Consider the following 24,924-nt stretch of genomic DNA (forward strand, 5'->3'; position numbering starts at 1 on the left):
GCCATCACGCGGCGGGCGTGGGCACCGCCAGCCGGCGCAGCGCCACCGTCAGCTCCTCGGCGAACCGCGAGGCGGCCACGGGCAGCGTGCGCCCCAGGAGCTGGCCGAGCAGCAGATGGCCCGGCGCCACGTCCGACGCCGGCAGAGGTCGCACGGTCAGCCCCTGCGCCACCGCGCCGGTCAGGCCGATCGGGATCTCGAAGCCGATCGCCCGCTCGTGCGTCACGTAGCGGCGCATGAACTCGAAGCTGTCCGCCTCCACCACCGGGCGCAGCTTGCGCGACGAACGGCGCAGGCCCAGGTCCAGCAGATGACGCACGCCGAACCGGGCGGACGGCACCACGTGCGGCTCGTCCAGACAGTCGCGCAGCCGCAGCGTCGGCCGCGTCGCCAGCGGATGGTCCGACGCCATCACCGCGCAGACCGGTTGCGGCACCGCGCACAGGATCTCGAAATCGGCCATGTTCGCCGGCTCGAAGACGATGGCGAGGTCGGCCTTGTAGAGCGTCAACTCCTCCTCCGCCGCCACCCGGTCACGCACGTTGACGGTGAAGGACACGCCGGGGAAGCGGGCGCGGAAATCGGCGATGCGGTCGGGCAGATAGAACGGCGTCAGCGCCTGGCTGCAGGCGATCGCTACGTGACCGCGGCGGATGCCCATCAGATCGTCCACCTGGGTGCGCACCATGGTGAGATCGGCCCGCTGGGCGCGAATGTGCTTCAGGATCAGCTCGCCCGCCGCGTTGGGCCGCACGCCCTGGGGCAGCCGCTCGAAGATCGGCGTGCCGAACTCTTCTTCAAAAGCCTGCAAACGGCGGTTGAGGGCCGACGACGTGAGGTTCATCGCCTCCGCTGCCTTGCGGATGGACCCGGCCCGCGCCACCGCCTCGATGAGATCCAACGTCAGCATATGGCGCATCGCGGTCCCCCATCGCGCCGCGGGCGGACCGGCGCGCTCCCCTCGCGGCAGCACCCCGGCGGGGCCCGCTGCCCTCACAGCATCACCCTGCACGAAACATAGCAACAGCGTGAAGTGCCGAGGCGGGGCATCCTCACCCATCGGCGCTGAATTATGTGCGCCGCGAACCCCTTGCCGACTGCGCATCCGCGGCGCCCAGCCCGTTTTTGGACGCCCAGCCCGGACACCGCCCGCATGAGACGTGCCGAGACACCCGCGCCAACCCCACGCCCCCGCCGTCCGGGCCGCGCCGCATCGGCGGGCGTCCCGGCGCGGGCGCCCGGCGGGCTTGGCGCGGCCACACGGGCGGGCGGCTCAGTTGGTGCTGACGTGCGCCGACACGATGCGCCATCCCTCGGCGCGGCGCTGCCACACCTGCGTCTGCGATCCCTTCTTGCCGGACACGGTGCGCGTATAATTCGCTGCGGCCACCACCACCTCCGGCGTCACCGCGACGATCTCGACCCGCGTCAACTGGCGGGCGATGTCGCTCACGTCGCGCCCTTTGCGGAAGGCGATGATCTCGTCGATGCCGTAGAGGCCGCCGTCGGTGGTCAGGCGCATGGTGCGCGGGTCATCCGCGAAGGCGCCGATCAGCGCATCCACATCGTTCGTGTTCAGCGCCCGCTCGTAGGCCTCGAAGGCCTCACGCACCTCCGCCTCGACCTCGTTCCGCTTCGTGTCGTCCATCGCGCTCTCCATCGCAGCGCCCGGCACACTACCGCTATCCGCCTGCACCGCAACGCTGATTGAGGACCCATCATGGCGATGATCACCGCCGATCCCGCACCGCTCGCCTTCACCCCCGACCGCGCCGCCCTCGTCGTCATCGACATGCAGCGCGATTTCCTGGAGCCCGGCGGCTTCGGCGAGACGCTGGGCAACGACGTCTCGCTGCTGGCCGCGGCGATCGGCCCCTGTCAGACGGCCCTCGCCGCGGCGCGCGCGGCGGGCATGCTCGTCATCCACACCCGCGAGGGGCACCGGCCGGACCTGTCCGACGCGCCGCCCGCCAAGCTGGAGCGCGGCGTTCCCTCCGCGCGCATCGGCGATCCGGGGCCGATGGGGCGCATCCTCATCCGCGGCGAGCCGGGACACGACATCGTGGATGCGCTCGCCCCCGCTCCCGGCGAGGTGGTGCTGGACAAGCCCGGCAAGGGCGCCTTCCACCAGACCGACCTTTCCCAGATTCTCGCCAACCGCGGCATCGACACGCTGTTCGTCGCCGGCGTCACCACCGAGGTGTGCGTCCACACGACGATCCGCGAGGGCAACGACCGCGGTTTCCGCTGCGTCGCGCTCGGCGATGCCTGCGCCTCCTACTTTCCCGAGTTCCACCGCGTCGGCCTGGAGATGATCAAGGCGCAGGGCGGCATCTTCGGCTGGGTCTCGGACGCCGCCTCCTTCGCCGACGCCCTCAAGGGCACCGCCTCCAAAGCCGCCTGATCCGCCCCTTCACACGTCCGCACCCTCACATGGGAGACCCCGTGATGTCCGCGCCTCACTCATCCGCCTCGGCCGCGTCGGCCCCGCGTCTATGGACGCCGGGCGACTGGAACGCCCTCTTCGGGCTCGGCACCAACGTCCTCGTCAACCTCCTCGTCATGACGGGGCTCTTGAAGTTCGTCGTCGGCCTGCCGGACGAATTGACCTTCGGGCGCATCCTGCCCGCGGTCGGCCTCATGCTCTTCGCCGGCAACATGTACTATGCCTGGATGGGCTATAAGCTCGCCCGCAAGGAGGGCCGCGACACGGTCTGCGCGCTCCCGTCCGGCCCGTCCGTGCCGCACATGTTCATCGTCGTCTTCGTCATCATGATGCCGATCCTCGGCCAGACGGGCGATCCGGTGAAGGCGTGGGAGGCGGGGCTCGCCTGGGTGTTCATCCAAGGCTTCATCCTCATCGGCGGCGGTTTCGTCGCCCCCTTGATCCGCCGCATCACGCCGCGCGCGGCGCTTCTGGGCACGCTGGCCGGCGTCTCCATCGCCTTCATCTCCATGAAGCCGGCGACCGAGATCTTCATGACGTCGATCATCGGCCTCACCTGCTTCGGCGTCATCCTGGTGTCCTGGTTCGGCGGCATCCGCTATCCGAAGAACCTCCCCGCCGGGCTCGTCGCCATCGTGGTGGGCATGGCGATCGCCTGGGGCGCGACGGCGCTCGGCTTCCCCGAGATCGGCGGCATGTCCGGCTCCGCCCTCGCCGGCGCCTTCGCCAACTTCGGCTTCTCGATCCCGCTGCCCGCGGTGGACCACGTCTTCTCGGGGTTCGAGTTCCTGGGCTTCATCCTCGTCACCGCGATCCCGTTCGGCGTCTACGACCTCGTGGAGGCGATGGACAACGTGGAGAGCGCGGAGGCGGCGGGCGACGAATATTCCACCACCGAAGCGCTGGCGGCGGAGGGCACCATCTCGCTCCTCGGCACCTTGATGGGCTCGCCCTTCGCCAACGCGGTCTACATCGGCCATCCGGGATGGAAGTCGATGGGCGGGCGCATCGGCTACTCCGCCGCGACGGGGCTGTTCGTCCTCGCGATCACCTGGTTCGGCATCCTCGCGGTGTTCCTCAACCTGGTGCCGGTGGTGGCGATCGCGCCGATCCTCCTCTACATCGGCATGCTGATCGGCGCGCAGGCCTTCCAGACGACGCCGATGGCGCATGCCCCGGCCATCATCCTCGGCCTCGTCCCGCACCTCGCCGCCTGGGCAAAGACCTTGATCGACGGTGCCTTGGGCGCGGCGGGCACGCCGGTGACGCCGGAGCTCGTCGCCGGGATGGCGCAGAACGGCGTCCTTTATGAGGGGCTCGCCATCCTCGGCAACGGGGCGATCCTGACAGGGCTGGTGCTGGCGGCCATCGGCGTCTTCATCATCGAGAAGAAGCTGGAGATCGCGGCGGCCTTTGCCGGGGCGGGTGCGGTTCTGACATTCTTCGGCTTCATGCATGGGGCCGCCGTCGGGGTCGCGGTGTCGCCGATGATCGCGCTCGCCTATGCGGTGCTGGCCGGGTTCCTGGTGGGCCTCGCCAAGCTGGAGACGGGCCGCGAGAGCGCGGCCATGGCCGCGCCGGTCGCCGCCGAATGAGCGGCGATCGGTCTCGCATCGGCGCGGCCCATGCCGCGCCGCATGATCGCGCGGCGCGCGCAGCGCCGCAGGGCGGCTCGACGAATGACGGCTCGGCGCCGGGAGCCTCCGCCGCCGTCCCTCCGGCCTTCGATGCGGCCGGATTCGACGCGGCCGCCTTCGCCGAGCCTGCCGCCTCTGCCGTGGGCCTCACGCTCGTCCCGGCGCACATGCCGGGCGTGGTGCGCTTCCTCGCCATCGCCGCGGAGATGGCCGCCACAGTGGACGCCGCCCCGCTCGACGAGAGGGCGCTCACCCCCGCCCCCGTCTTCCGCCTGCCCGGCCCCTACGACAACGAGCCGTCCCGATGAGCCTCTCCCCCTTCGCCTCCGCCGCCGCCATCGCCCGTGCCGTCAATGCGGGCGAGACCACCGCGCGGGCCGTCACCGAGGCGGCGCTCGGCCACATCGCCGCCACCGATGAAAGCGTGAACGCCTTTTCCGCGGTGACCTCCGCGCGGGCGCTCGCGGCGGCCGATGCGGTGGACGCGGCGCGCGCGGCCGGGCGGACGGCCCCGCTCGCGGGTGTGCCCTTTGCGGTGAAGAACCTCTTCGACCTTGCTGGCCACACCACCGTTGCGGGCGCGAAGATCACCGCGGCCGACGCCCCCGCCCGGCGCGATGCCGACCTCGTCACCGCCATGGAGGCGGCGGGCGCGGTCTGCGTCGGGGCGCTCCACATGGGCGAGTTCGCCTACGACTTCACCGGCGAGAACGACCATTACGGACCGTGCCGCAACCCGCACGACACCGCGCGCATGACCGGCGGGTCGTCGTCCGGCTGCGGCGGGGCGACCGCGGCGGGCATGGCACCGATCTCGCTCGGATCCGACACCAACGGGTCGCTGCGCGTCCCCGCCTCACTGTGCGGCATCTTCAGCCTGAAGCCGACCTATGGGCGCCTATCCCGCGGCGGGACCTACCCTTTCGTGGACAGCCTCGACCATCTCGGCCCCCTCGCCCGCACGGTGGAGGACCTGGCGCTCGCCTACGATGCGCTGATCACCGCCGACACAGCGCGCGACCACGGCGCGGCGCGGCACCCCGCGGCCCCGGCCGGCGACCTTTCCGGGCGCGCCCCGCGCGTCGGCATGCTGCGCGGCTGGTTCGAGGCGACCGCGTCCGACGAGGCGAACGAGCGGCGCGACCGCGCGGCCGCCGCCTTCGGAACACCCGCCGATGTCGAGATCGACGGCGCCGAGGCGGGGCGCGCCGCCGCCTACCTCATCACCAATTCCGAGAGCGCGGCGTTCCACCTGCCGCGCCTGCGCACCGAAGCCGCCGCGTTCGACCCCGACACGCGCGACCGTTTCCTGGCCGGGGCGCTGCTGCCCGCGGCCTGGGTCGCACGGGCGCAGCGGGTGCGCTGGTGGTGGCTCGGCCAGGTGATGGCCGCCTTCGACGCGGCGGACGTCGACGTTCTGATGGTTCCCGCAACGCCCTTCACCGCCCCCGCCATCGGCCAGAAGACGTTGACGCTGGCGGGCCGCACGGTGCCGCTGCGCCCCAATCTCGGCCTTCTGGCGCAACCCTTCTCGTGCATCGGCCTGCCGGTCGTCACCGTGCCAGTGTTCGCGCCGGGGGAGATGCCCATCGGCATGCAGATCATCGCCCGGCCCTGGCAGGAGGCCACGGCCTTGCGCGCCGCAGCCCGGCTGGAGGCGGCGGGCTTTCGCGCTCACGCCCCGGCGCTCGCCGCCGCTACGGCCTCCGCGGCCGTTGCGCCCGCCACCTGAGCGATCAACGCGGCGAGGTGGTGCCTTCGAGAAGGTTCGCCTCCATCGCCGCCAGCGCTGTCGTCAACTGCAGCGCGAACCGCGCGGAGGCGACGGGAAGAACGCGCCGGCGCATCTGGCCGAGCAGCAGGTGCCCCGCCGCCACGTCGCGCTGGCTGACCGGGCGGATGGCGAGGTCGCCCACATCGTCCGGCTTCAGGCCGATGGGAATCTGGAAGCCCACCGCCCCTTCCTCGCGCACATAGTGGCGCGCCAGCTCGAAGCTGTCGCACTCCAACACGGGCTTCAGCCCCTCCGACATGCGGTGCGTGGCAAGGTCCAGAAGATGGCGCACCCCGATCGGCGCCGTCGGCACCACGTGCGGCACGGCGAGGCAATCGCGCAGCCGCACCTCGGGCTTGGCGGCCAGCGGGTGGTCCTTCGCCATCATCGCGTAGACCGGCTGCGGGATGCTCGCCAGAACCTCGAAATCGACCATGTACATCGGCTCGAAGACCAGGGCGAGGTCGGTGGAGAAGTTCACCAATTCCCGCTCCGCCGCCGCCCTGTCCCGCACATAGACCGCGAACGACACACCCGGATGCTCCGCCCGGTAGCGGGCGATCTCGCGCGGCAGAAAGTAGGGTTGCAGCGCCTGGCTGCAGGCGATCGACACGTGGCCGCGCCGGACGCCCGAAAGGTCGGCCACCTGACGCTGCACGCGGTCGAAGTCGGACCGCTGCATCCGGTAATGCTGCACCAGGAGTTCGCCCGCCGCATTCAGCCTCACCCCGCGCGGAAGCCGCTCGAACACCTGCGCGCCGAACTCGTCCTCGAACCGCTGGATGCGCCGGTTGAGCGCCGACGAGGTGATGTTGAGGTCGTCCGCCGCTTTGCGGATCGACCCCGCCCGCGCGACGTCCTCGATCAGCTTCAACGTCTCCAGATGCCGCGCCATCCCCCGCCTCCCGTGCCACGATCCGACCGCTGCATTCAATGAAGCGGAACAGTGAAAAACTAGCAATGGATTGCAGCGGAACTTTCAGGCAGCCTCACTTCACACCACCCGACACGTCCGACCCACCGAAACATTCATCCGAGGAGCCGCGCGATGATCTCGAGACGTTCCATCCTGAAAGGCGCCGGTGCCGGCCTTGCCGTCACGTCGCTTCCGTTCGCTTCGGTCCTGAACGCAAAGGCCGCATCGGGCGACGTGCTGGTCGCCGTGCACGGCGCCACCATCAACTCGCTCGACCTGCACCGCACCGGCACCAACCGGCCGAGCTATCAGGTCGCGGTCAACTGCTACGACCGCCTCGTCTCCTTCGGCATCAAGACGCTGGAGGACGGCTCGCTCTCCTACGACTATGCGACGATCCAGCCCGATATCGCGAAATCCTGGCAGGTGTCCGACGACGGCACGGTCCTGACCTTCACCCTGCGCGACGACGTGACGTTCCAGGACGGCACCCCCGTGACGGCCGAGGACGTGAAGTGGTCCTTCGATCGCGCGGTGACGGTCGGCGGCTTCCCCACGGTGCAGATGAAGGCCGGCGGGCTGGAGCGGCCGGACCAGTTCGAGGCGGTGGACGCCACCACCTTCGTCATCACCCTCGACAAGCCGTCCAAGCTGGCGCTGCCGGACCTTGCGGTGCCGGTGCCGTTCATCCTCAACTCCAAGGTGGCCAAGGCGAACGCCACCGAGGCGGACCCGTGGGCGATGGAGTACGTCCACAAGAACACCATCGGCTCGGGCGCCTTCAAGGTGATCCGCTGGGACCAGGGCCAGCAGCTCGTCTATGAGCGCAATGACAATTGGCACGGTGAGCTTCCGGGCGTGAAGCGCCTCATCCTGCGCGATGTGCCGAGCCCGGCGACGCGCCGCGCCCTGATCGAGCGCGGCGACGTTCAGCTTTCCTTCGACATCCCCAACAAGGATGCCAAGGAGCTCGCCGACGCGGGCGTCACCGTCTATTCCACGCCGATCGAGAACGCGATCCAGGTGGTCGGCCTCAACACCAACTTCGAGCCCTTCACCGACCCCGACGTGCGCAAGGCGATCGCCTACGCCATCCCCTACGAGGAGATCTTCCAGACCGCCGCCTACGGGCGCGGCAACAAGATGTGGGGCGGCCCCGAGACCGCGACGGACCCCGTGTGGCCGCAACCCTCGCCCTACTTCACCGATCTCGACAAGGCACGCGAGCACCTCGCCAAGTCCGCCTACGCTGACGGGTTCGACGTGCCCTTCTCCATCGACCTCGACCAGAGCGACTGGATGGAGCCGACCGCGATCCTGATCATCGAGGCGCTCGCCAAGATCGGCATCACCTCCACCCTGGAGAAGATCCCCGGCGCCAACTGGCGCACCGCCTCGCTGGTGGAAAAGCGCCTGCCGCTGCACCTGGAGAACTTCGGCGGCTGGCTGAACTACCCGGACTATTACTTCTTCTGGGCCTACCAGGACGGGCACCTCTTCAACTCGTCCAACTACCGCAACGACGAGATGGAAGCCCTGGTCGACAACGCGCTGCACATGGAGACCGACAATCCGGAGTGGGCGCCCGCGATCATGCGCATGATCGAGATTGCCTACGAGGATCTGCCGCGCATCCCGCTGTGGCAGCCGGCGCTCAACGTCGCCTCCAACGGTGCGGACGGTTACGCCTACTGGTTCCACCGCCAGCTCGACGCCCGCACCCTCGGCCCGGCGAGCTCGTGAGATGGAGCGGCTGAAACCCATCCTGACGCGGATCGCCCAGGCGATCCCCGTGGTCGTCGGCGTGGTGGTCATCAGCTTCGTGCTAACCCGCGCTCTGCCGGGCGACCCTGCGGTCTTCTTCGCCGGGGCCGCCGCGGATGCGGCGTCCATCGAACAGGTGCGCAGCGAGCTGGGTCTCGATCAGCCGCTCCCCGTCCAGTTCCTGTACTATGTGCAGGACCTCGCTTCGGGCGATCTCGGCAACTCGGTGTCGACGGGTCAGCCCGTCGCCACCGACCTCGCCCGGCGCCTGCCCGCCTCGCTGGAACTCACGCTGGCGGCGCTGCTGCTGTCCTGCAGCATCGCCGTGCCGCTCGGCGTCCTGGCGGCGACGCGGCCCGGCTCGTGGGTCGACCACGTCTGCCGCGTGCTGGTGACGACAGGTGTGTCGATGCCGACCTTCTTTACCGGCATCCTCCTCATCTACGTCTTCTATTATCTCCTCGGCTGGGCCCCCTCGCCGCTCGGCCGGCTCGACTTCATGTACATCGAGCCGGACCGCGTGACCGGCTTCTTCCTGATCGACGCCGCCTTGGTGGGCGATTGGGAGACCTGGCTCGCCGCGCTGAAACAGTTGGCGCTGCCGGCGATCACCCTCGCCCTCTTCACCATGGCCCCCATCGCGCGAATGACGCGTGCGGCAATGCTGGCGGCACTGTCGTCGGACTTCATCCGCACCGCCCGGGCGGCGGGGCTGACGCGGCGCAAGATCCTCTACGGCTATGCGCTACGTAACGCTCTGCTGCCGGTCGTCACCACGCTCGGCATGGTCTTCTCCTTCACGCTCGGCGCCAACGTCTTGGTGGAGAAGGTGTTCGCCTGGCCCGGCATCGGCTCCTACGCGGTCGAGGCGCTGGTGGCGTCCGACTATGCCGCCGTGCAGGGCTTCGTGCTGGCCATGGCGCTGTTGTTCGTCGCCCTCAACCTCGTGATCGACATCGCCTACGCCGCGATCGATCCGCGCATCGGGTTCGAAAGCCAATGAGCACCGCAGCCGCCGCCCCCGCCGCGCCGCGCCAGTCGACGCTCGGCCACATCGCCTACGTCCTGAAGGACAACCCGGTGACGATGCTGGCCTTCGCGATGTTCGCGGTGATCATCCTCACCGCCTTTATCGGCCCGCTGATCGCGCCTTACGACCCGCTCGCCTCGAACGCCGCGCGCGCACTGGAGGCACCGTCCTGGGATCACTGGTTCGGCACCGACAATCTCGGCCGCGACGTGTTCAGCCGCGTCCTCGTCGCCACCCGGCTCGACCTTACGATCTCGGTCGCCGCCGTCGCCCTCTCCTTCATCGCCGGGTCCGTTCTGGGCGCCGCCGCGGGCTACTGGGGCGGATGGCTGGATGCGGCCCTGTCGCGCATCCTCGACACCATCATGGCCTTCCCGCTCTTCGTCCTCGCCATGGGCATCGTGGCCGCGATGGGCAACACGATCGAGAACATCATCTACGCCACCGCCGTCATCAACCTGCCCTTCTATGCGCGGCTGGTGCGGGCCGAGGTGAACATCCGCCGGAATGCCGGCTTTGCGCAGGCGGCCAAGCTGTCCGGCAATTCCGACGTGCGGGTGCTGGCGCTGCACATCTTCCCCAACGCGCTGCCGCCGATGATGGTGCAGATCTCGCTCAATCTCGGCTGGGCGATCCTCAACGCGGCGGGGCTCTCCTTCATCGGCCTCGGCGTGCGCCCGCCGACGCCCGAATGGGGCATCATGGTCGCCGAGGGCGCCAACTTCATCGTCTCCGGCGAATGGTGGCTGGCCTTCTTCCCCGGCATGGCCCTCGTCCTCGCCGTCTTCACCTTCAACCTCCTCGGCGACGGTCTGCGCGACATGGTCGACCCGCGGAGGCGCACGTGAGAATGCGGTCGGCGCTCTGCGCCGGCTCTCGTGGCGCTGGTCGCGGCTGGCGCCGCGACGGGCGAGGGTGTTCCCCCTCGCGCTCCCCCGGTTCGCCACCCGGCAGGGGTTGGGGTCAGACGACCGCTGCGCGGTCCTCCGCCACCAACCCCGCGATCCAGCCTGTTCCGGGCTCCGACCGCGTCAAGGGTGAAGGCTTCGCCCGCCGCTGCGCGGCGCCCTTGACCCGGCCGGATCCCTCGAGCGCCCCCCTCCTCACCAGCATCAGGAGCGCGTTTCCATGCTGACGATCAAGGACCTCAACGTCGCCTTCCGGACCCGGCGCGGCATCGTGGATGCCGTGAAGGGCATCTCGCTGGAGCTCGGCACCGGCGAGACGCTCGGCATCGTCGGCGAGTCGGGCTCGGGCAAATCCGTCACCTCCTACGCGTTGATGCGGATTTTGGACGCGGGCGGCACCATCAAGGCCGCCGACGTCACCTATTCGGGCATCGACCTCGCCAAGGCGACCGAGCGGCAGATGGGCGACATTCGGGGCCGGGAGATCTCGATGATCTTCCAGAACCCGCGCGCCGCGCTGAACCCGATCCGCAAGGTCGGCCACCAGATCGAGGACGTTCTGCGCCGCCACAACCGCGCCACCCGGTCCGACGCCAAGGCCAAAGCGATCGAGGCCATGGAGGCGGTGAAGATCCGCGACGCCGCCAGCCGCTACGAGGCCTACCCGTTCGAATTGTCGGGCGGCATGTGCCAGCGCATCGTCATCGCCATCGCCCTCGCCTGCGATCCGCGCCTGTTGATCGCCGACGAGCCCACGACGGGCCTCGACATCACCACCCAGAAGGCGGTGATGGACCTCGTCGCCGAGCTGATCCGCGACCGCGGCATGAGCGCCATCGTCATCACCCACGACCTCGGCCTCGCGGCGCAATATTGCGACCGCATCGCGGTGATGAAGGACGGAGTGATCGTCGAGACCGGCCCCTCGGCGGAGGTGTTCGGCGCGCCCAAGCATGCCTATACGCAGCGCCTTGTGGACGCGACGCCGCGCCTTGGCGCCACCACCCGCAGCCTGCTGCCGGCCGAGGCGCGCACGCCCGAGCCGCTGCACCGCCCGTCCGACACGCCGCTTCTGGAGGTGAAGAGCCTGGTGAAGACCTTCGCCGGCAAGTCAGGCCCGGTGCAGGCGGTGAAGGGTATCTCCTTCATGGTGCGCGAGGGGGAGACGGTCGGCCTCGTCGGCGAATCCGGCTGCGGCAAGTCCACCACGTCATCCATGGTGGTGCGGCTGATGGATCCGACGTCGGGTCAGATCCTGTTCGCGGGCGAGGACCTCGCCAAGGCGCCCGCCGCCGGGTTCGCCAAGGATCCGCGGCGGTCCAAGATCCAGATGGTATTTCAGGACGCCACCGACAGCCTGAACCCGCGCCACACCGCCGCCCGCGCAATCGAGGAACCGCTGCGCCAGATGACGCGGGATGGCGGCAAGGCCCGGCGCGAGAGGGTGCGCGACCTCGCCCACCTCGTCGGCCTGCCTCAACACCTCCTCGATCGCTTCCCGCACCAGCTTTCCGGCGGGCAGAAGGCGCGCGTCGGCATCGCCCGCGCCATCGCCGTGGACCCGCGCTTCCTCATCCTGGACGAACCCACCGCCGCGCTCGACGTGTCGATCCAGGCGGTCGTCCTCAACCTTCTCGTCGACCTCAGAAGCCGCCTCAACATGAGCTATCTCTTCGTCAGCCACGACCTCAACGTCGTGCGCCTGCTGTGCGACCACGTGGTGGTGATGCAGAACGGCGCCATCGTGGAATCGGGTCCCGTCGCCACGGTGATGGACGCGCCCACCAATCCCTACACCGCCTCCCTGATCGACGCCGCGCCGCAGCCGCCGGTGCGCCAGCTTGCGGCCTGACCTCATGACGCTTTCCGACATCCCCTTCACGCTGTCCGGCATCCGCGCGGCCTATGCCGCCGGTGCCACCCCCGCGGGCGTGATCGCCGAGGTGTACCGGCGCATCGACGCGGTGGGCGATCCCGGCATCTTCCTGCATCTGCCGCCGCTCACCGAGGCGCTGGCCGCCGCCGAGGCGATCGGCCCGGACGACGGCCGCCCGCTCTGGGGCATCCCCTTCGCCGTCAAGGACAACATCGACGTGGCCGGGATGCCGACCACGTCCGCCTGCCCCGCCGTCAGCCGCATGGCGGAGGCGGACGCCTTCGTGGTGGCGCGGCTGAAGGCGGCCGGGGCCATAGTCGTCGGCAAGACCAATCTCGACCAGTTCGCCACCGGGCTCGTCGGCGTCAGAACGCCCCACGCGGCGCCGAAGAACAGCGTCGACCCCGCCATCGTGCCCGGCGGATCCTCCTCCGGCTCGGCCGTGGCGGTGGGGCACGCGATCGTGCCCTTCTCCCTCGGCACCGATACGGCGGGCTCCGGCCGCGTGCCGGCCGCGCTCAACAACATCGTCGGGCTGAAGCCGTCCTTGGGCGCGCTGTCGGCGGGGGGCATGATGCCGGCCTGCCGCACCATCGACACCATTTCCATCTTCGCGCTGACGGTGGCGGACGCGCATACCGTTTTCCGCGCCGCCGCCGCCTTCGACCCGGCCGACGCCTATTCGCGCCCGGTCGCCACGCCGGAGCCCGCCGCGCCTCCCGTCCCGCGCATCGGCATCCCTGATGCTGCGAGCATCGAGTTCTTCGGCGACGACGTGCAGGCAGAGAATTTTGCCGCCACCGTGGCGAGCCTCGAGGCGGAGGGGGCGGTCCTCGTCCCCTTCGACCTCACGCCGTTCACGCAGATCGCCGAGATGCTGTATTATGGCGCGTTCGTGGCCGAGCGGCACACGGTGCTGGAACCGCTCCTGGCCACGCAGCCGGATGCGGTGCATCCCGTCACCCGCAAGGTGGTGGAGAAGGCGCTCCGCTTCACCGCCACGGACGCTTTCCGCGACATCTACCGCCTCGCCGAGCTGAAGCGGGCGGTCGAGCCCGTGCTGGCGTCCGTCGACGCGCTGTGCGTGCCGACGATCCCGACCTTCTACACGGTCGCGGACCTCCAGGCCGACCCGATCGGCCCGAATTCGCGGCTCGGCACCTACACCAATTTCGTCAACCTCATCGACATGTGCGGCATCGCCGTGCCGTCGCTGCCCCGGACCGACGGGCGGCCGGGTAGCGTCACCTTCCTCGCCCCGCATGGGCGCGACGCTCTGGTGGCCGGTCTCGCCGCCCTGGTGGAGCAGTTCGGGCGCCGCACTTTGGGGGCCACCGCGCACCCCGTACCGCCGCCGGTGGCCGCAGCGCCCCCCGCCGCCTCCGCCGGTGAGATCGAGATCGCCGTGTGTGGCGCGCACATGTCGGGCATGGCGCTCAACGGCGAGCTGACGTCGCGCGGCGGGCGGTTCCTGCGTGCGGTCGAAACTGTGCGCGAATATGCCCTCTTCGCGCTCCCCGGCGGGCCGCCGATGCGACCGGGCATGGTGCGCATCGGGCCGAACGGCGGTGCGATCGCGGTGGAAGTGTGGGCGCTGCCTCTGGCCGAGGTCGGCTCATTCCTCGACGGCATCCCGGCTCCGCTCGGCCTCGGCACCACCCGCCTTGCCGACGGCACCACACCGAAGGGCTTCGTGTGCGAGGCGGTCGCCACCGCCAGCGCGCAGGATGTGACGTCCTACGGGAGTTGGCGGGCCTTCACCGCGGCCCGCCTCGCGAGCTGACCGGCCGCGGCGGCGGGTCCGGCCGCCCGCGCCGACACCGGTCCGCCGCCGCGGCCGCGTCTTACGGGGCCGCTTGACCGGCCCACCGCGGCCGCCACCTCTTGCGGGGCCTCGATTTACCGGGCCGCGCTGCTCTGCGCGCTGCGGACCCGTGTGACGCGGCCTGCCTCCGCCTCCTCCGCCGCAATGTCGGCGAGGCCCTGTGCGGCGTCGCCGGGCACCCCGGCGCGGGTGGCACCGCTGGTGCGGGCCAGCAACGCCGCCACCTCGCTGCCGACGATCGGCCGGCTGAAGAGGTAGCCCTGCACCTCCTGGCAGCCCTCCGCCTGCGCCCGGACGAGCTGCTCCTCGGTCTCGATCCCCTCGGCCACCGTGGCGATGCCGAGCGTATTGGCGAGACCCGCCACCGCCCGTACGATCGCCACCGACTGCGCCGACTCGAAATCGCGCATGAAGGAACGGTCGATCTTGATCTTGTCGAACGGGAAGAGCCGCAGATAGCCGAGGCTCGAATAGCCCGTGCCGAAGTCGTCCATGGCGATCCTGACGCCGAGGTCGCGCAGGCGCTGCAGGGTGTGGACCGTCGCGCCCGCATCGTCGAGCAGGATCTGCTCGGTGATCTCGAGCTCCAGGCGCGAGGGGGTGATCTGCGCCTCCTCCAGCGCATCGCGCACGTCGTCCACCAGAAGGCCGCTCTTGAACTGAACCGGCGACAGGTTGACCGAGATGGTCAAGTCGGCCGGCCACGTCGCCGCCGCGAGGCACGCCTCGCGCAGGGCCCAGCGCCCGACCTGGCCGATGACGCCGATCTCCTCCACCATCGGGATGAAGTCGGCCGGGGCGACGAGACCGCGCTCCGGATGGCGCCAGCGCAGCAGCGCCTCGAACCCGCCGATGCTGCCGCTCTCCGCCTTCACCAGCGGCTGGTAGAACAGCTCGAACTGCCCCGCCGCCAGCGCCCCGCGCAGGTCCAGCTCCAGCTTGCGGCGCTCCTGCATGCGGTCGTTCATGTCCGGCTCGAAGAAGCTGTGCGTGCCGCGGCCGCGTTCCTTGGAGCGGTAGAGCGCCATGTCCGCGCAGCGCAGGATCTCGTCCGGATCGAGCCCGTCGTCGGGCGCGATGGCGATGCCAACGCTCGCGCCGATGACGACCTTGTGGCTGTCGATCTCGTAGGGTCGGCTCACCTCGGCGATCAGCCGCTCGGCGAGCGACGAGGCGGACTGGGGCTGACCGAGGTCCAACTGCACGATGGCGAACTCGTCACCGCCGAGGCGCGCCAGCATGTCCGTCGGGCGCAGGCACGAGCGCACGCGGCCCGCGACGAGTTTCAAGAGCGCGTCGCCGACCGGATGGCCGAGCGTGTCGTTGACGGCCTTGAAGTGATCGAGGTCGAAGCAGATCACCGAGATGGAATGGCCGCGCGCCGCCCGAGACAGCGCCTTCTCCAACCCTTCGCGGAAGGCGACACGGTTGGGCAGCTCTGTCAGCATGTCGTGCAGCGCCATGAAGGCGATGCGCGCCTCCTGTGCCTTGCGCTCCGTCACGTCCTCGTGGACCGAGATGGAACCGCCGTCCGTCGTCGGCTTGTGCGAGATGGAAATCACCCGGCCGTTGCTCAAGTCGACGTTGAAATAGGTCGGGTAACGCAGGTCGGCCGATGCCACCATGGAGTTGATGGAGGCCTCCGACGAATCGATCAGCCCGCGAGCGGCACAGCTTTCCAGGATCGTGCGCAACGACGTGCCCGGCGCGAACAGGCTCTGGTCCGCGCTCCATAGCTCCGCCATCCGCTCGTTGGCGATGACGACCTCCTTGTTGTTGTCGAGCATGATGAGGCCGTGGGACATGCTGGACAGCGCCGCCTTCAGCCGGTCGTGCTGAAGCTGAATCTCGGCCTCGGACTGTTCCAAGATCGTGCGCCGCGCATAGGCGAGCTCGGCCAGCATGGAATTGAAGGCGCGCGCCAGGGCGCCGATCTCGTCGAGGCGGGTGACGATCGACGCATCGTCCATGCGGCTGAGGTCGCCGCTGAGGCTGATGCGTGTAGCGTGCTGCGTGAGGCGGCCGATGGGACCGCTGATGCGACTGGCCACGACATAGCCGATCACCGCCGCGGCCACGAGGTAGACGACCAGCGTCAGGCCGACGAGGATGAGCGCCTGCGAAATCACCGAATGCGAGGTGCGGCGAGCTTCCTGGTTGAGGCTGATGACGCCTTCGCGGACCTTTTCCAGGAGGTCGAAATAGTTGAGGCGGATCTGCTCGGCGGCGAGGTCACCCGCGGCCAGCTCCGCGCGGGCATTCTCAAGATCCTCCAGCGCCGCGAACAGTCCGCCTTCGGACAGAGCCAGGCGCCCGAACGTGGCGAAATGGCTGTCGAAGGTCGCCGTAGAACCGATTTCGGGGACCGCACGCAGCTCGGCGCGCATGCTGTTGGCGAGATCACGGGCCTCGAACCAGGCCTCCTGCACCTCGTGCCGCTCCATGTCGATATCGCCGCCGGAGCGCGCGGCATCGGCGACCGCATCCCCGGCCTCGCCGACGACGTGCTCGAGGTGGCTGATCTTGCTCTGCAGGCTGATGAGCCAAGCGAAGAGCGGGTGGCTGCGGTCGCGCAGCTCGTCGACTTCCAGCGCCGGGTCGTTCAGCGCATCGACGACGGCGAGCCGCGCCGTGTTCATCTGGAGCTCGATCTGTTCGTGGAGGACGAAGACGTCGGTCCTGATCTGTTCGACGACGTCCTCGATCTGGCCCCTCAGCTCGCCGATCGCACGCTCCGCCTCGACCTGGCGGAAGTGGGCCAGCAGCATCTTGCGCAACGCCGTGGCAAAGCCGCGCTCGCTGGCCCGCGTTTCCGCGATCGGCAAACCGAGGTTCGCCTGTTCGCTCAGCCGCTCCAGATTGGAGATGCGCTCGTCCGCCTCGCGATGAAGGCGCTCGATGGTATCCGCCGCCGCGACGACGACGACGCCGTCGGCGCCGGCATCGGTCGCCGTCGCGCGAAGCCGGCGCGAGATTTCGAGGAGCGAGAGCGTATCGCTCAGCATCGGCGTCGTGACGTCGGTGAAGACGGTGACGCTGTTGGCGACACGGCTCACCGAGTGAAGGCCGATCGCCCCGCCGGCGATGGCGCCGATCGCCAGGACGACGAAGATGGCCGTCAGCTTGCGCCTGAGGCTGGAGGTGGTGCGTTGCAACGCCACGGGAATGGGCGGGGGAGCAGACAGCATGGCGCGCTCAGTCGATGCGGCGCGACGCGAGGAGCGCGCTGCGCGCGTGAACGGCGCGGCGGGCCGCCTCCTCCTGACGGCACAGTGCGGCGGCGAGGAGCCACGCCGGCCCCGCTGCTGCGGTTGCGACAAGGCCGGCCAGCTCAGGAATCGCGTGGCCGTCGCCGTAAAGGACGCTGCCCAAAAGCAGCGCACCAACCACAGACAGGACGATCGACGGAGGTGTCATTGCAGATCTCGCGGCCAAATTGCAAAGCGGCCGAAGATTAAGTTGGCAACCTGGGCTCAGCCTGCTGCCGTTCCGCCGGGTGGATCCGCGGGGCCGTGCGCCCCGGTTTGGGGCCCCCGATGCGCTGTTGCCGCCATCACGGCCGCGCCGCAGGTGTGTCGGGGAGACGGGGCATGACCCCGCAGCCTCGATCGTGCGGCGGACGGGGACGGCAATGGGCGCCGAAGAAATCACGCCCGGTGCGGCACGCCCCCTCCCACACGCGCATCGATTTGCTATAGACGTCCGTCGGCGTTGCCGTCACGGGGGTGTAGCTTAACGGTTAAAGCCACCGGCTCATAACCGGCCCGATGGGGGTTCGAATCCCTCCGCCCCTACCACACCGCGTCCTACGCCATCCGCGCGCGCCTCGACCGGCCCCCGCGGCGTCGATCGGCGGCAAGACGGCAATTGCGCCCCCAACCCTCGCCGCGTGGCCTCAGCTTGGTGCTGCCAGACGCCCGGCGCCGTCGCTGCCCGAGCCTCCCGGCGGTTCTCACGATGCCGAGCGGTTTCGCGGGCTCAGTTCACCCGAACGGGCGCTCGGATCAGAAATCCCAGCGCAGGCGCACCATTCCGGCGTGGCTGTCGAAGCCGTCGCCGAACGCGCCGTCGTACTCGGCCCGCACCCCGAAGCCCTTCAGCCCCGTCACCTCCAACCCGGCGGCGACATGACCGACGATGTCGGCCACCGGCAACGTCGTGTCGAAGTCGCCGACGCCGGGGCCAGCCGCGGCGAGGTGCGCCGACGTGGTCACACCGTCGAGGCTCGAGAAGCTCACCCCGCCGCGCGCATAGGCCCTCAGGAAGGCGCTTTCGCCCAGACCCACCCGAGCGCCGAGTTCCAGCGCCGGCGTGGCGCGCACCGCGACCTCGTCGATGCTGTCCACGGAAAGGTTGAGTATACCCGCGCCGCTTTCGGTGTAGCCGTCCGCATGGGAATAGATCAGGTCGAGGTCGACCTGGGGTTTGGCGTAGAAGGCCCCGGTGGAGGCAACGTAGGATGCCCGCAGCCGGCCGGCGATCGCCGCGGAGTCGAGGTCGCCGCGGGCGGTGCTCGCAAATCCCGGCAGGCCGATGGAGCGGCGGCTGTCGAAGCTGCCATATGTGCCTGCGACGGCCGCGGCGAGTTGCCAGGGGCCGATGTCGTGCTTGAGGGACAGCCCGCCGACGACCGAATCGCCGCGGGTCCTCTGCCGCCCGCCTGAACCGTCGATGGAGGAGTTCTCGTATCCGAGTGAGGCGCCGACGTACCAGTCAGGGCGGACCTGCACCTGCACTCCGGCCGAAAGGGACCACACGTCAGCATCGTATCCGACACCTCCGCCGCGGTTCGACTGATTGGCTGCGAGCACGCTCGCCCCGCCCCAGATGCAGGAGTCCTCGTCCAAATCCGCCGAGCCTTCCGCGAAGACCGGGCAGCTCAGCATGGCGCCGAGCCAGCGGTTCGACATCGCGAAGTTGTTCGCCCCTGCAGCCTGCGAGGCACCCGGCGAAAGCTGCGACAGACCGTCGACATAGTTGGCGGGACTGACGGCCGCGATCGCATCGAGCGCGGCGAAGAGCGTGCCGAAGTCGTCGTTCCGGCTATCGAAAACCGCGTCGAGATGGTGGGCGACCGCCTCTTCGGACGCGGTCATCCGGCCGGACAGTCCGGCGAAGTCGGAATCCGCGGCATAGACCGCCAGCTCCCTCTCGGACCGCGTCAGCGCGTAGTCGAAGAGCGGGCTGTCGATCGCCTCGATCCTTCCGGTGAGCGTGCCCCGCGTCCTGAGGACGGTGAGCGGACGGCCGCCCACGATGCTCGCGGTGTTGAGGGCGATGCGCCCATCGAGGCTCGCATCCCCGGTCACGCGGATGCGGTCGGACCTCCGGGCCGCGAAATCGACGTCGGCGACGAGCACGCCCGTGCCCGACTGTGTCACGTCGCCTTCGACCCGCAGCCTGTCGGCGCTCCCCGTCCGGCCGATCCGCATGGTGCCGCGATTGTCGATGTCCGCCTGGTAGAGCGAAGCGTCGGCCAGGACGCCGAACTGACGGTTGATGATCTCGCCGATGGGGTCGTCACCCGCGGACCGGGCGCGGCTCGTCGCCTCAACCGCGACGCGCTCCACATTGCCGCGGATGGTGCCCGCGTTGCGTATGGTGAAGCTCGGGGCCGGTCCCGCCGCGACGCTCTGTGCGACGCCGTTGTCATAGTAGACGACCGCTTTTTCGCCGGTGACAGAGGCGCTGGCCCCGGTGTTGACGATCTGCGTGTAGCCGTCGACCACGATGCCGGTGCCCTGTGCGGCGGCGACGCTGCCGGTGACGGTCACCTCGCTCACGGACGTGGTGGAGCCGGTCGCCCCCTGGCTCTGCGCCATCACGCCCACGCTGCCCTCGCCGTTCACCGTGACGTCACCTTCCACCGTCACGGAGGCCAGATCGCCGAAGCCGAAGTCTGCGGCGTTCCCGGTCGTCCCGGCCACGGTGGACGTGGCGTCGCCGCCCAGACCGCCACCGCCGCCGATCGACTGGGCGATGATCCCGTAGGCCCCGGTCCCGTCGGTCGTGATGGTCGTTCCCCCGGCCACTTGCACGGTGACGGACCCGCCGTCGCCGATGGACATTCCGCCGTTGGCGTGGGCGCCGTTGTCGCGAAGGTTCAGGGCACGGCCGTCGTCGGCGCCGCCGATGCCACCGCCCCCGCCAATCGATTGGGCAATCACGGCGTGCGCACCGGCTCCGCGGGTGATGATCCCGGTGCCGGAGAGCGTGACGTCGACGTTGCCGCCGCTGCCGATCCCGCCGCCGAGGGTGACGTCGGTCACTCCCTCGTGCGACCCGGTCGTCGCCACGCCGCCGCCCCCGCCGATCGACTGGGCGACGATGCCGTAGGCCCGGTCCCCGGTCGTCGACCCGTCGATGCCGGTGTTGATGGTGACGGTGTTGCTGGCGGGCGGCTCGCTGAAGAAGGTCGGGCCGTCGACGGGGCCGACCGCGATCGACATGGCGTGGCTCGACGGGTTCTGATCGGCCGCCGCACTGCCGGCGCCCGCATACCCGCCGCCACCGGCGACCGCTTGGGCGAGCACCAGATAGGCGTCGGCGCCCTGGGTGGTGAGGGTCGCTGAGGAGTTGTCGAGCCTCACCGTGCCGGTGCCGGCGGCGACGGCGCTTTCGGTCGCGCCCAGTCGCAGCCATCCGGACGCGCGGTCGGACCCGTCGCCGCCCATGCCGCCGCCGCCGGTGATGGACTGCATGACGAGGGCGTGGGCGGCATGGCCGGAGGTGGTGATCGTGCCGCCGTCGATCGTCATGCCGACATTTCCGCCGGTGCCGATTTCGCCGTTGGACCCGCCGATCGTGATTTTCGCGTCGGCGGTCGCATCGCTGCCCGCGGCGAGGGAGCTCGCGCCGACACCGCCGCCGCCGCCGATAGACTGGAGAACGACGCCGTCCGCCCAATCGCCGCTCGTGCGAACCGTGCTGGTCAGCGTGCCGCCGATGGTGCCGCCATTCCCGCCCGTGCCACCCGTGCCGCCGAGGTTGACGGTCAAGGTATAGTCGGTGTCGTCGTCACCCCCGCCGAAGCCGTCACCGTCGTTGCTGTCGTCGCCGGCGTCGTTGCCCCAGGATCCGGCGAGGCCGCCGCCGCCGCCGATCGACTGGGCGAGCACGCCGTCTGCATCGCCGCCGGTCGTGGTGATGTTGCCGCCGATCTGCATGCCGGAGATCGTTCCGCCATTGCCGCCGTTGGCGCCGGCGCGGCCGACATCGATGGTGACTTGGGCGGAGAAATCGCTGTCTTCGTCCTCGCCGTCTTCCGACGTGCCCGAGGCCGACAGACCGATCGTTCCGCCCTGCGAGGTGCCGCCGCCCCCGCCGATCGACTGCAGGACCATGCCGCGCGCACCGGACCCGGACGTCTGGATCGTGCTCCCCGCCTCGGTGGATGCGACGATGTTGCCGCCGTTGCCGCCCTCGCCGCCTTGCGCGCTGAGGGCGATGGTGCCGGTGAAGCTGAAGTCCGACAGGCCGGTGTTGGTGTTGGCCGAGCCGATGCCCGCGTTGCCGCCGCCGCCGCCGATCGACTGGAGGAGGACCGCGTTGGCGTGATCACCGTGGGTGACGACGCTGCTGTCCGGGTCGAACGAGAAGGTCACCTCGTCGCCGAAGCCGCCGTTGCCGCCGTCGCCCGGTGCCGACGCGCCGACGGAGGCCGCCACCGAGGTGTCGCCGGAGATGCTGCCGATCACCGCCGCCATCGAGGAGGCGCTGCCGCCCGTCCCCCCGCCATTTCCGATCGACTGGGCGATGACACCCATCGACCCGGCGCCGTAGGTGACGACGTCGGTTCCCGTGAGCGCGACGTCGGTGCTGCCGCCCGCGCCGCCGCCGCCGCCCGCACCGCCGACCGCGTGGGCGATGGCGGCGCCGACCGCCACGCCGTCGATGGGGACGGCCAGCGTCAAGGCACGCGCGACGGACGAACCGGCCATGCCGCCGCCGCCGCCGATCGACTGGGCGACGATGCCGTGGGCATCGGTGACGGCGTTGTTGTAGGTGACCCCGGCAAGCACCGGGTTGATCAACGTGTCGACCAGAACGACATTCGTGGCACCGCCGACGCCGCCGTCGCCGCCGGACCCGCCCGCTGCGGTCGACAGTGAGAACACAAGGTCCGCGTTCGTGGCGATGCCGCTGCCGCCGGTCCCGCCGCCGCCGCCGATCGACTGGGCGAGGATGCCGGCAGCGTGGGAGCCGGTGGTGGACGTCGTCAGCCCGTTGGCGAGGACGTAGGCGCCGCCGGCCAAGGGGTCGCCGTTCACCACCGCGCCGCCGCCGTGCCCGCCGGAGCCGCCGGTGCCGCCCGTCGCCTCCGGTCCGTTGCTGCCGCCGACGATGCGATAGGACGACATCACCTCGAAAATGCTGCTGCCGGCCGCCAGCACCGTGGAATCGCCGCCCGAACCGCCACCGCCGCCGATCGACTGCACGACGATGGCGTGCGCGTTAGCGCCGGACGTCTGCACCGTGGTGTCCAGCTCCGGGATGGTGTTGATGGTGCAGTTTTCGGAGAAGCTCATGTTCGCGCATTGGCCGTTGCCGCCGCTGCCGCCCGCACCGCCGACGCTGGCGCCCGGCAGATCGTCGGACGCGGCGACGGCGGAGAGGTCGAACACGCTCCCACCGTCGCCGCCACCGCCGCCGACCGACTGGACGAGGGCGCCATATGCATAGTCGCCGCTGGTCTTGATCGTCCCGGCATAGAGCGCGCCGGAGGCCCGACCGCCGCGCCCGCCGCCGCCGCCGGACCCGCCGACGGTGAGGACGCCGTTGGACGACCCGCCGATCCCGCCACCGCCGCCGATCGACTGGGCGACGAGGCCGTGGGACGCATCGCCCCCGGTGGTGATGTCGCCGTGGTTCTCGAGGAGGACAGTCCCGCCGCCCGCGCCGTCGCCGCCAGCCCCGCCGAGGACGAGGATGCCGCCCGTCGACCCGGCCGACCCGCCGCCCCCGCCGATCGACTGAGCCAGCAGGCCAGGCGAGTTGGCGCCGGTCGTCGTGACCGTGCTGCCGCTATAGATCGTCGCAGAGCCTGGCGCGCCGCCGCCGCCCGCCGCGGTCGGCGACGAAAAGAAGAGGATCGTCCGATCGCTCATGTCGCCGGCCACGCCGCCGATGGACTGGGCGACCATGCCGGCCGAGTTGTCGCCGTGCGTCGTCACCGAACCGGCACCGCTCGTGTCGCCGGTGTCGACGTTCGCGAGCGTCTGGATGTAGGCGGTACCGCCCGCGCCGCCCGCACCGGTCGCCGGTGAATTCAAGTCGATGATGCCGCTGGAGGCGTCGATATAGCCGCCGCCGCCGCCGATCGACTGGGCCAGCAACCCGGTCGAGCCGGTGCCGTCGGTCGTGATGGTCGGGTTGCCACTCACGATGATGTCGACGTCGCCGCCCGCGCCGCCCGCGCCGGCGTCCGCCTTGGCACGCCCTTCGCCGCCGTTGCCGCCGAGGTTGATGCCCGCCACGCCGAGCAGGTTGTCGCCGGTGGTGGTGATGGTGCCGCCGGTGATCGCGATCACCGGGTTCTGGTTCGTGATGTAGTCGCTCGCCACGGCGCCGCCGTTGCCGGCGCGCTGGTTGGTCGTGTTCGTCGACGTGTCGCCGGAAATCCCGCCGTCACCGCCCTGCTGAATGACGACGATGCCGCCGGAGACGTCGACCACGCTGGTCGACGGAGCGACCACCGAAGACGTGACGGTGATGTCGCCGGAGCTCGTCAGACTGACGAGTCCCGTGGTGCCGCCGTCGCCGCCGTCGACCCCTTCCCGGCTGATGCTGCCCGCGCCACCTTTGCTGATCGCATAGATGCCGCGCGCGCCTTCGGTGATCCCCTCTCCCGGCGCGACGTCGATCGTCCCCGTATTGCTGATCGTGATGGAGGAGCCGGCGCCGCCGAGCCCGCCGCTCGATCCGCCGTCACCGCCGATGCCCTCGGCTGCAACGCCCCAGGCGAACGTTTCCGCGGTTTGCTGGCTGAGGTCGATGCGACCGGTGTTGCTGATCGAGATCGACCCCGCCACGCCGCCGTTGCCGCCCGTCTGCGTCCCCGCCGTCTGGTTCTCGTCGCCGCCGGAGCCGCCGATGCTGGCGCCGTAGAGCGCCACGGCGCCATAGGGCAGCACGTAAGGGGACATCGTGATCGTCCCCGAATTGGTGACGGAAATGCCCGTTCCGCCGCTCCCGCCCGCACCGCCGCTCGACCCTCCGACACCGGGGGGCTGCGTTCCTCCGAGGCCGCCGACGCCGACTGCCGCGACGCCGAAGACGACACCCGGATCGTCCCATATGCCGGCGATCCCGAGGTCGCTTCCTCCGGCGGGGTTCTGCGCATAGGACGTGACCGCGGACGTGTTGACGATGACGGGAGTTCCCCCGTCGCCGCCGGCTCCGGGGTCCGTCGAGCCGGGGCCGCCTTGCAGGAGAAGGTAGAGCCCGTAGGTGTCGTCCGCCGAAATGGTGGCGTTGTTGGTGATGGCGTAGCGGCCGGCGGACGCGCCGGGAGCGCCGGTCGCGCCGACGAAGCGTGTCAGGACACCATCGGGCGGAGGCGCGCTGGACTGGATGACGCAGGTGTAGGAACTGGGAACGCTCGGCGTCGGATCCTGGCACGACGGGTAGCCGTTCTGAACGGTCTGTGCGTGGCCGGCGCCCATACCCGCCGCCAGTGCGCCGATCGCTACACTTGCCATCAACAACAGATGGTCCGCGCGGCAGTAACGGGCGGACAGCGGCCCCCG

General features: G+C 70.2%; 15 protein-coding genes and 1 tRNA gene. 10 read left to right on the plus strand and 6 right to left on the minus strand.

The features are described from left to right. Nucleotides 1-4 precede the first annotated feature (4 nt). Nucleotides 5-919 (minus strand): LysR family transcriptional regulator, encoded by a 915-nt coding sequence (locus BIX52_RS16145; protein WP_075222140.1) that lies wholly within the window; start codon nucleotides 917-919, stop codon nucleotides 5-7. A gap of 354 nt (nucleotides 920-1,273) precedes the next feature. Then, a complete protein-coding gene (locus BIX52_RS16150) occupies nucleotides 1,274-1,648 on the minus strand; it encodes an AtzH-like domain-containing protein (RefSeq protein WP_075222327.1) in 375 nt (124 codons plus the stop codon). 72 nt (nucleotides 1,649-1,720) lie between these two features. On the opposite strand from BIX52_RS16150, the gene BIX52_RS16155 reads away from it, so the two are divergent. Genes BIX52_RS16155 through BIX52_RS16170 form a run of 4 tightly spaced genes read left to right on the plus strand, consistent with a single transcriptional unit; the run spans nucleotide 1,721 to nucleotide 5,815 of the window. After that, entirely contained in the window at nucleotides 1,721-2,404 is a 684-nt protein-coding gene (locus tag BIX52_RS16155; protein WP_075222141.1) for a cysteine hydrolase family protein, read from the plus strand. A 44-nt stretch (nucleotides 2,405-2,448) separates the two neighbouring features. Beyond that, nucleotides 2,449-4,041: a regulator gene (locus BIX52_RS16160; RefSeq protein ID WP_075222328.1), complete on the plus strand. Its 1,593-nt coding sequence runs from the start codon at nucleotides 2,449-2,451 to the stop codon at nucleotides 4,039-4,041. After that, nucleotides 4,038-4,391, plus strand: coding sequence for a DUF4089 domain-containing protein (locus BIX52_RS16165; RefSeq protein ID WP_075222142.1), 354 nt, complete (start codon nucleotides 4,038-4,040; stop codon nucleotides 4,389-4,391). Before BIX52_RS16160 ends, BIX52_RS16165 begins: the two co-directional genes overlap by 4 nt. Beyond that, on the plus strand, nucleotides 4,388-5,815 hold the full coding sequence (locus BIX52_RS16170; protein ID WP_075222143.1) for an AtzE family amidohydrolase: 1,428 nt from the start codon (nucleotides 4,388-4,390) through the stop codon (nucleotides 5,813-5,815). Before BIX52_RS16165 ends, BIX52_RS16170 begins: the two co-directional genes overlap by 4 nt. Before the next feature lie 4 nt (nucleotides 5,816-5,819). Here the strand turns inward: BIX52_RS16170 and BIX52_RS16175 are convergent, their stop codons facing one another. After that, nucleotides 5,820-6,752 carry a LysR family transcriptional regulator gene (locus BIX52_RS16175; protein WP_075222144.1) on the minus strand — a complete coding sequence of 311 codons (933 nt, stop codon included), beginning with the start codon at nucleotides 6,750-6,752 and terminating at the stop codon, nucleotides 5,820-5,822. A gap of 153 nt (nucleotides 6,753-6,905) precedes the next feature. Between BIX52_RS16175 and BIX52_RS16180 the strand changes: the two genes are divergently transcribed. The 5 genes from BIX52_RS16180 (at nucleotide 6,906) to atzF (ending at nucleotide 14,134) form a co-directional block, all read left to right on the plus strand. Then, nucleotides 6,906-8,516, plus strand: coding sequence for an ABC transporter substrate-binding protein (locus BIX52_RS16180; RefSeq protein WP_075222145.1), 1,611 nt, complete (start codon nucleotides 6,906-6,908; stop codon nucleotides 8,514-8,516). A 1-nt stretch (nucleotide 8,517) separates the two neighbouring features. Continuing rightward, entirely contained in the window at nucleotides 8,518-9,540 is a 1,023-nt protein-coding gene (locus BIX52_RS16185; protein WP_075222146.1) for an ABC transporter permease, read from the plus strand. Continuing rightward, complete coding sequence (locus BIX52_RS16190) at nucleotides 9,537-10,415, plus strand: ABC transporter permease (RefSeq protein WP_075222147.1); 879 nt, start codon at nucleotides 9,537-9,539, stop codon at nucleotides 10,413-10,415. The genes BIX52_RS16185 and BIX52_RS16190 overlap by 4 nt, the downstream gene beginning before the upstream one ends. A gap of 280 nt (nucleotides 10,416-10,695) precedes the next feature. After that, entirely contained in the window at nucleotides 10,696-12,327 is a 1,632-nt protein-coding gene (locus BIX52_RS16195) for a dipeptide ABC transporter ATP-binding protein (RefSeq protein ID WP_075222148.1), read from the plus strand. Between the two features lie 4 nt (nucleotides 12,328-12,331). Then, nucleotides 12,332-14,134, plus strand: a complete 1,803-nt coding sequence (atzF, locus tag BIX52_RS16200) for an allophanate hydrolase (RefSeq protein ID WP_075222149.1) — start codon at nucleotides 12,332-12,334, stop codon at nucleotides 14,132-14,134. A 116-nt stretch (nucleotides 14,135-14,250) separates the two neighbouring features. Here the strand turns inward: atzF and BIX52_RS16205 are convergent, their stop codons facing one another. Then, nucleotides 14,251-17,364, minus strand: a complete 3,114-nt coding sequence (locus BIX52_RS16205; protein WP_083660366.1) for an EAL domain-containing protein — start codon at nucleotides 17,362-17,364, stop codon at nucleotides 14,251-14,253. A gap of 7 nt (nucleotides 17,365-17,371) precedes the next feature. Beyond that, nucleotides 17,372-17,593: a hypothetical protein gene (locus tag BIX52_RS16210; protein ID WP_083551565.1), complete on the minus strand. Its 222-nt coding sequence runs from the start codon at nucleotides 17,591-17,593 to the stop codon at nucleotides 17,372-17,374. A gap of 304 nt (nucleotides 17,594-17,897) precedes the next feature. On the opposite strand from BIX52_RS16210, the gene BIX52_RS16215 reads away from it, so the two are divergent. Continuing rightward, nucleotides 17,898-17,973: transfer RNA gene (locus BIX52_RS16215), tRNA-Ile, on the plus strand. A gap of 207 nt (nucleotides 17,974-18,180) precedes the next feature. On the opposite strand, the gene BIX52_RS23965 is transcribed toward BIX52_RS16215, so the two are convergent. Continuing rightward, a complete protein-coding gene (locus BIX52_RS23965) occupies nucleotides 18,181-24,882 on the minus strand; it encodes an autotransporter outer membrane beta-barrel domain-containing protein (RefSeq protein ID WP_139312787.1) in 6,702 nt (2,233 codons plus the stop codon). Between the last annotated feature and the right edge of the window lie 42 nt (nucleotides 24,883-24,924).

This window comes from Acuticoccus yangtzensis (genome assembly GCF_001927245.1).
Taxonomy (GTDB): Bacteria; Pseudomonadota; Alphaproteobacteria; order Rhizobiales; family Amorphaceae; genus Acuticoccus; species Acuticoccus yangtzensis.

What these genes read in the sequence shown, in the direction of transcription:
- BIX52_RS16180 (WP_075222145.1), top strand. Translation starts at nt 6,906, where the DNA reads ATGATCTCGAGACGTTCCATCCTGAAAGGCGCCGGTGCCGGCCTTGCC.
- BIX52_RS16165 (WP_075222142.1), top strand. Translation starts at nt 4,038, where the DNA reads ATGAGCGGCGATCGGTCTCGCATCGGCGCGGCCCATGCCGCGCCGCAT.
- atzF (WP_075222149.1), top strand. Translation starts at nt 12,332, where the DNA reads ATGACGCTTTCCGACATCCCCTTCACGCTGTCCGGCATCCGCGCGGCC.
- BIX52_RS16190 (WP_075222147.1), top strand. Translation starts at nt 9,537, where the DNA reads ATGAGCACCGCAGCCGCCGCCCCCGCCGCGCCGCGCCAGTCGACGCTC.
- BIX52_RS16150 (WP_075222327.1), bottom strand. Translation starts at nt 1,648, where the DNA reads ATGGACGACACGAAGCGGAACGAGGTCGAGGCGGAGGTGCGTGAGGCC.
- BIX52_RS16145 (WP_075222140.1), bottom strand. Translation starts at nt 919, where the DNA reads ATGCGCCATATGCTGACGTTGGATCTCATCGAGGCGGTGGCGCGGGCC.
- BIX52_RS16160 (WP_075222328.1), top strand. Translation starts at nt 2,449, where the DNA reads ATGTCCGCGCCTCACTCATCCGCCTCGGCCGCGTCGGCCCCGCGTCTA.
- BIX52_RS16155 (WP_075222141.1), top strand. Translation starts at nt 1,721, where the DNA reads ATGGCGATGATCACCGCCGATCCCGCACCGCTCGCCTTCACCCCCGAC.
- BIX52_RS16170 (WP_075222143.1), top strand. Translation starts at nt 4,388, where the DNA reads ATGAGCCTCTCCCCCTTCGCCTCCGCCGCCGCCATCGCCCGTGCCGTC.
- BIX52_RS16175 (WP_075222144.1), bottom strand. Translation starts at nt 6,752, where the DNA reads ATGGCGCGGCATCTGGAGACGTTGAAGCTGATCGAGGACGTCGCGCGG.
- BIX52_RS16185 (WP_075222146.1), top strand. Translation starts at nt 8,518, where the DNA reads ATGGAGCGGCTGAAACCCATCCTGACGCGGATCGCCCAGGCGATCCCC.
- BIX52_RS16205 (WP_083660366.1), bottom strand. Translation starts at nt 17,364, where the DNA reads ATGCTGTCTGCTCCCCCGCCCATTCCCGTGGCGTTGCAACGCACCACC.
- BIX52_RS16195 (WP_075222148.1), top strand. Translation starts at nt 10,696, where the DNA reads ATGCTGACGATCAAGGACCTCAACGTCGCCTTCCGGACCCGGCGCGGC.
- BIX52_RS16210 (WP_083551565.1), bottom strand. Translation starts at nt 17,593, where the DNA reads ATGACACCTCCGTCGATCGTCCTGTCTGTGGTTGGTGCGCTGCTTTTG.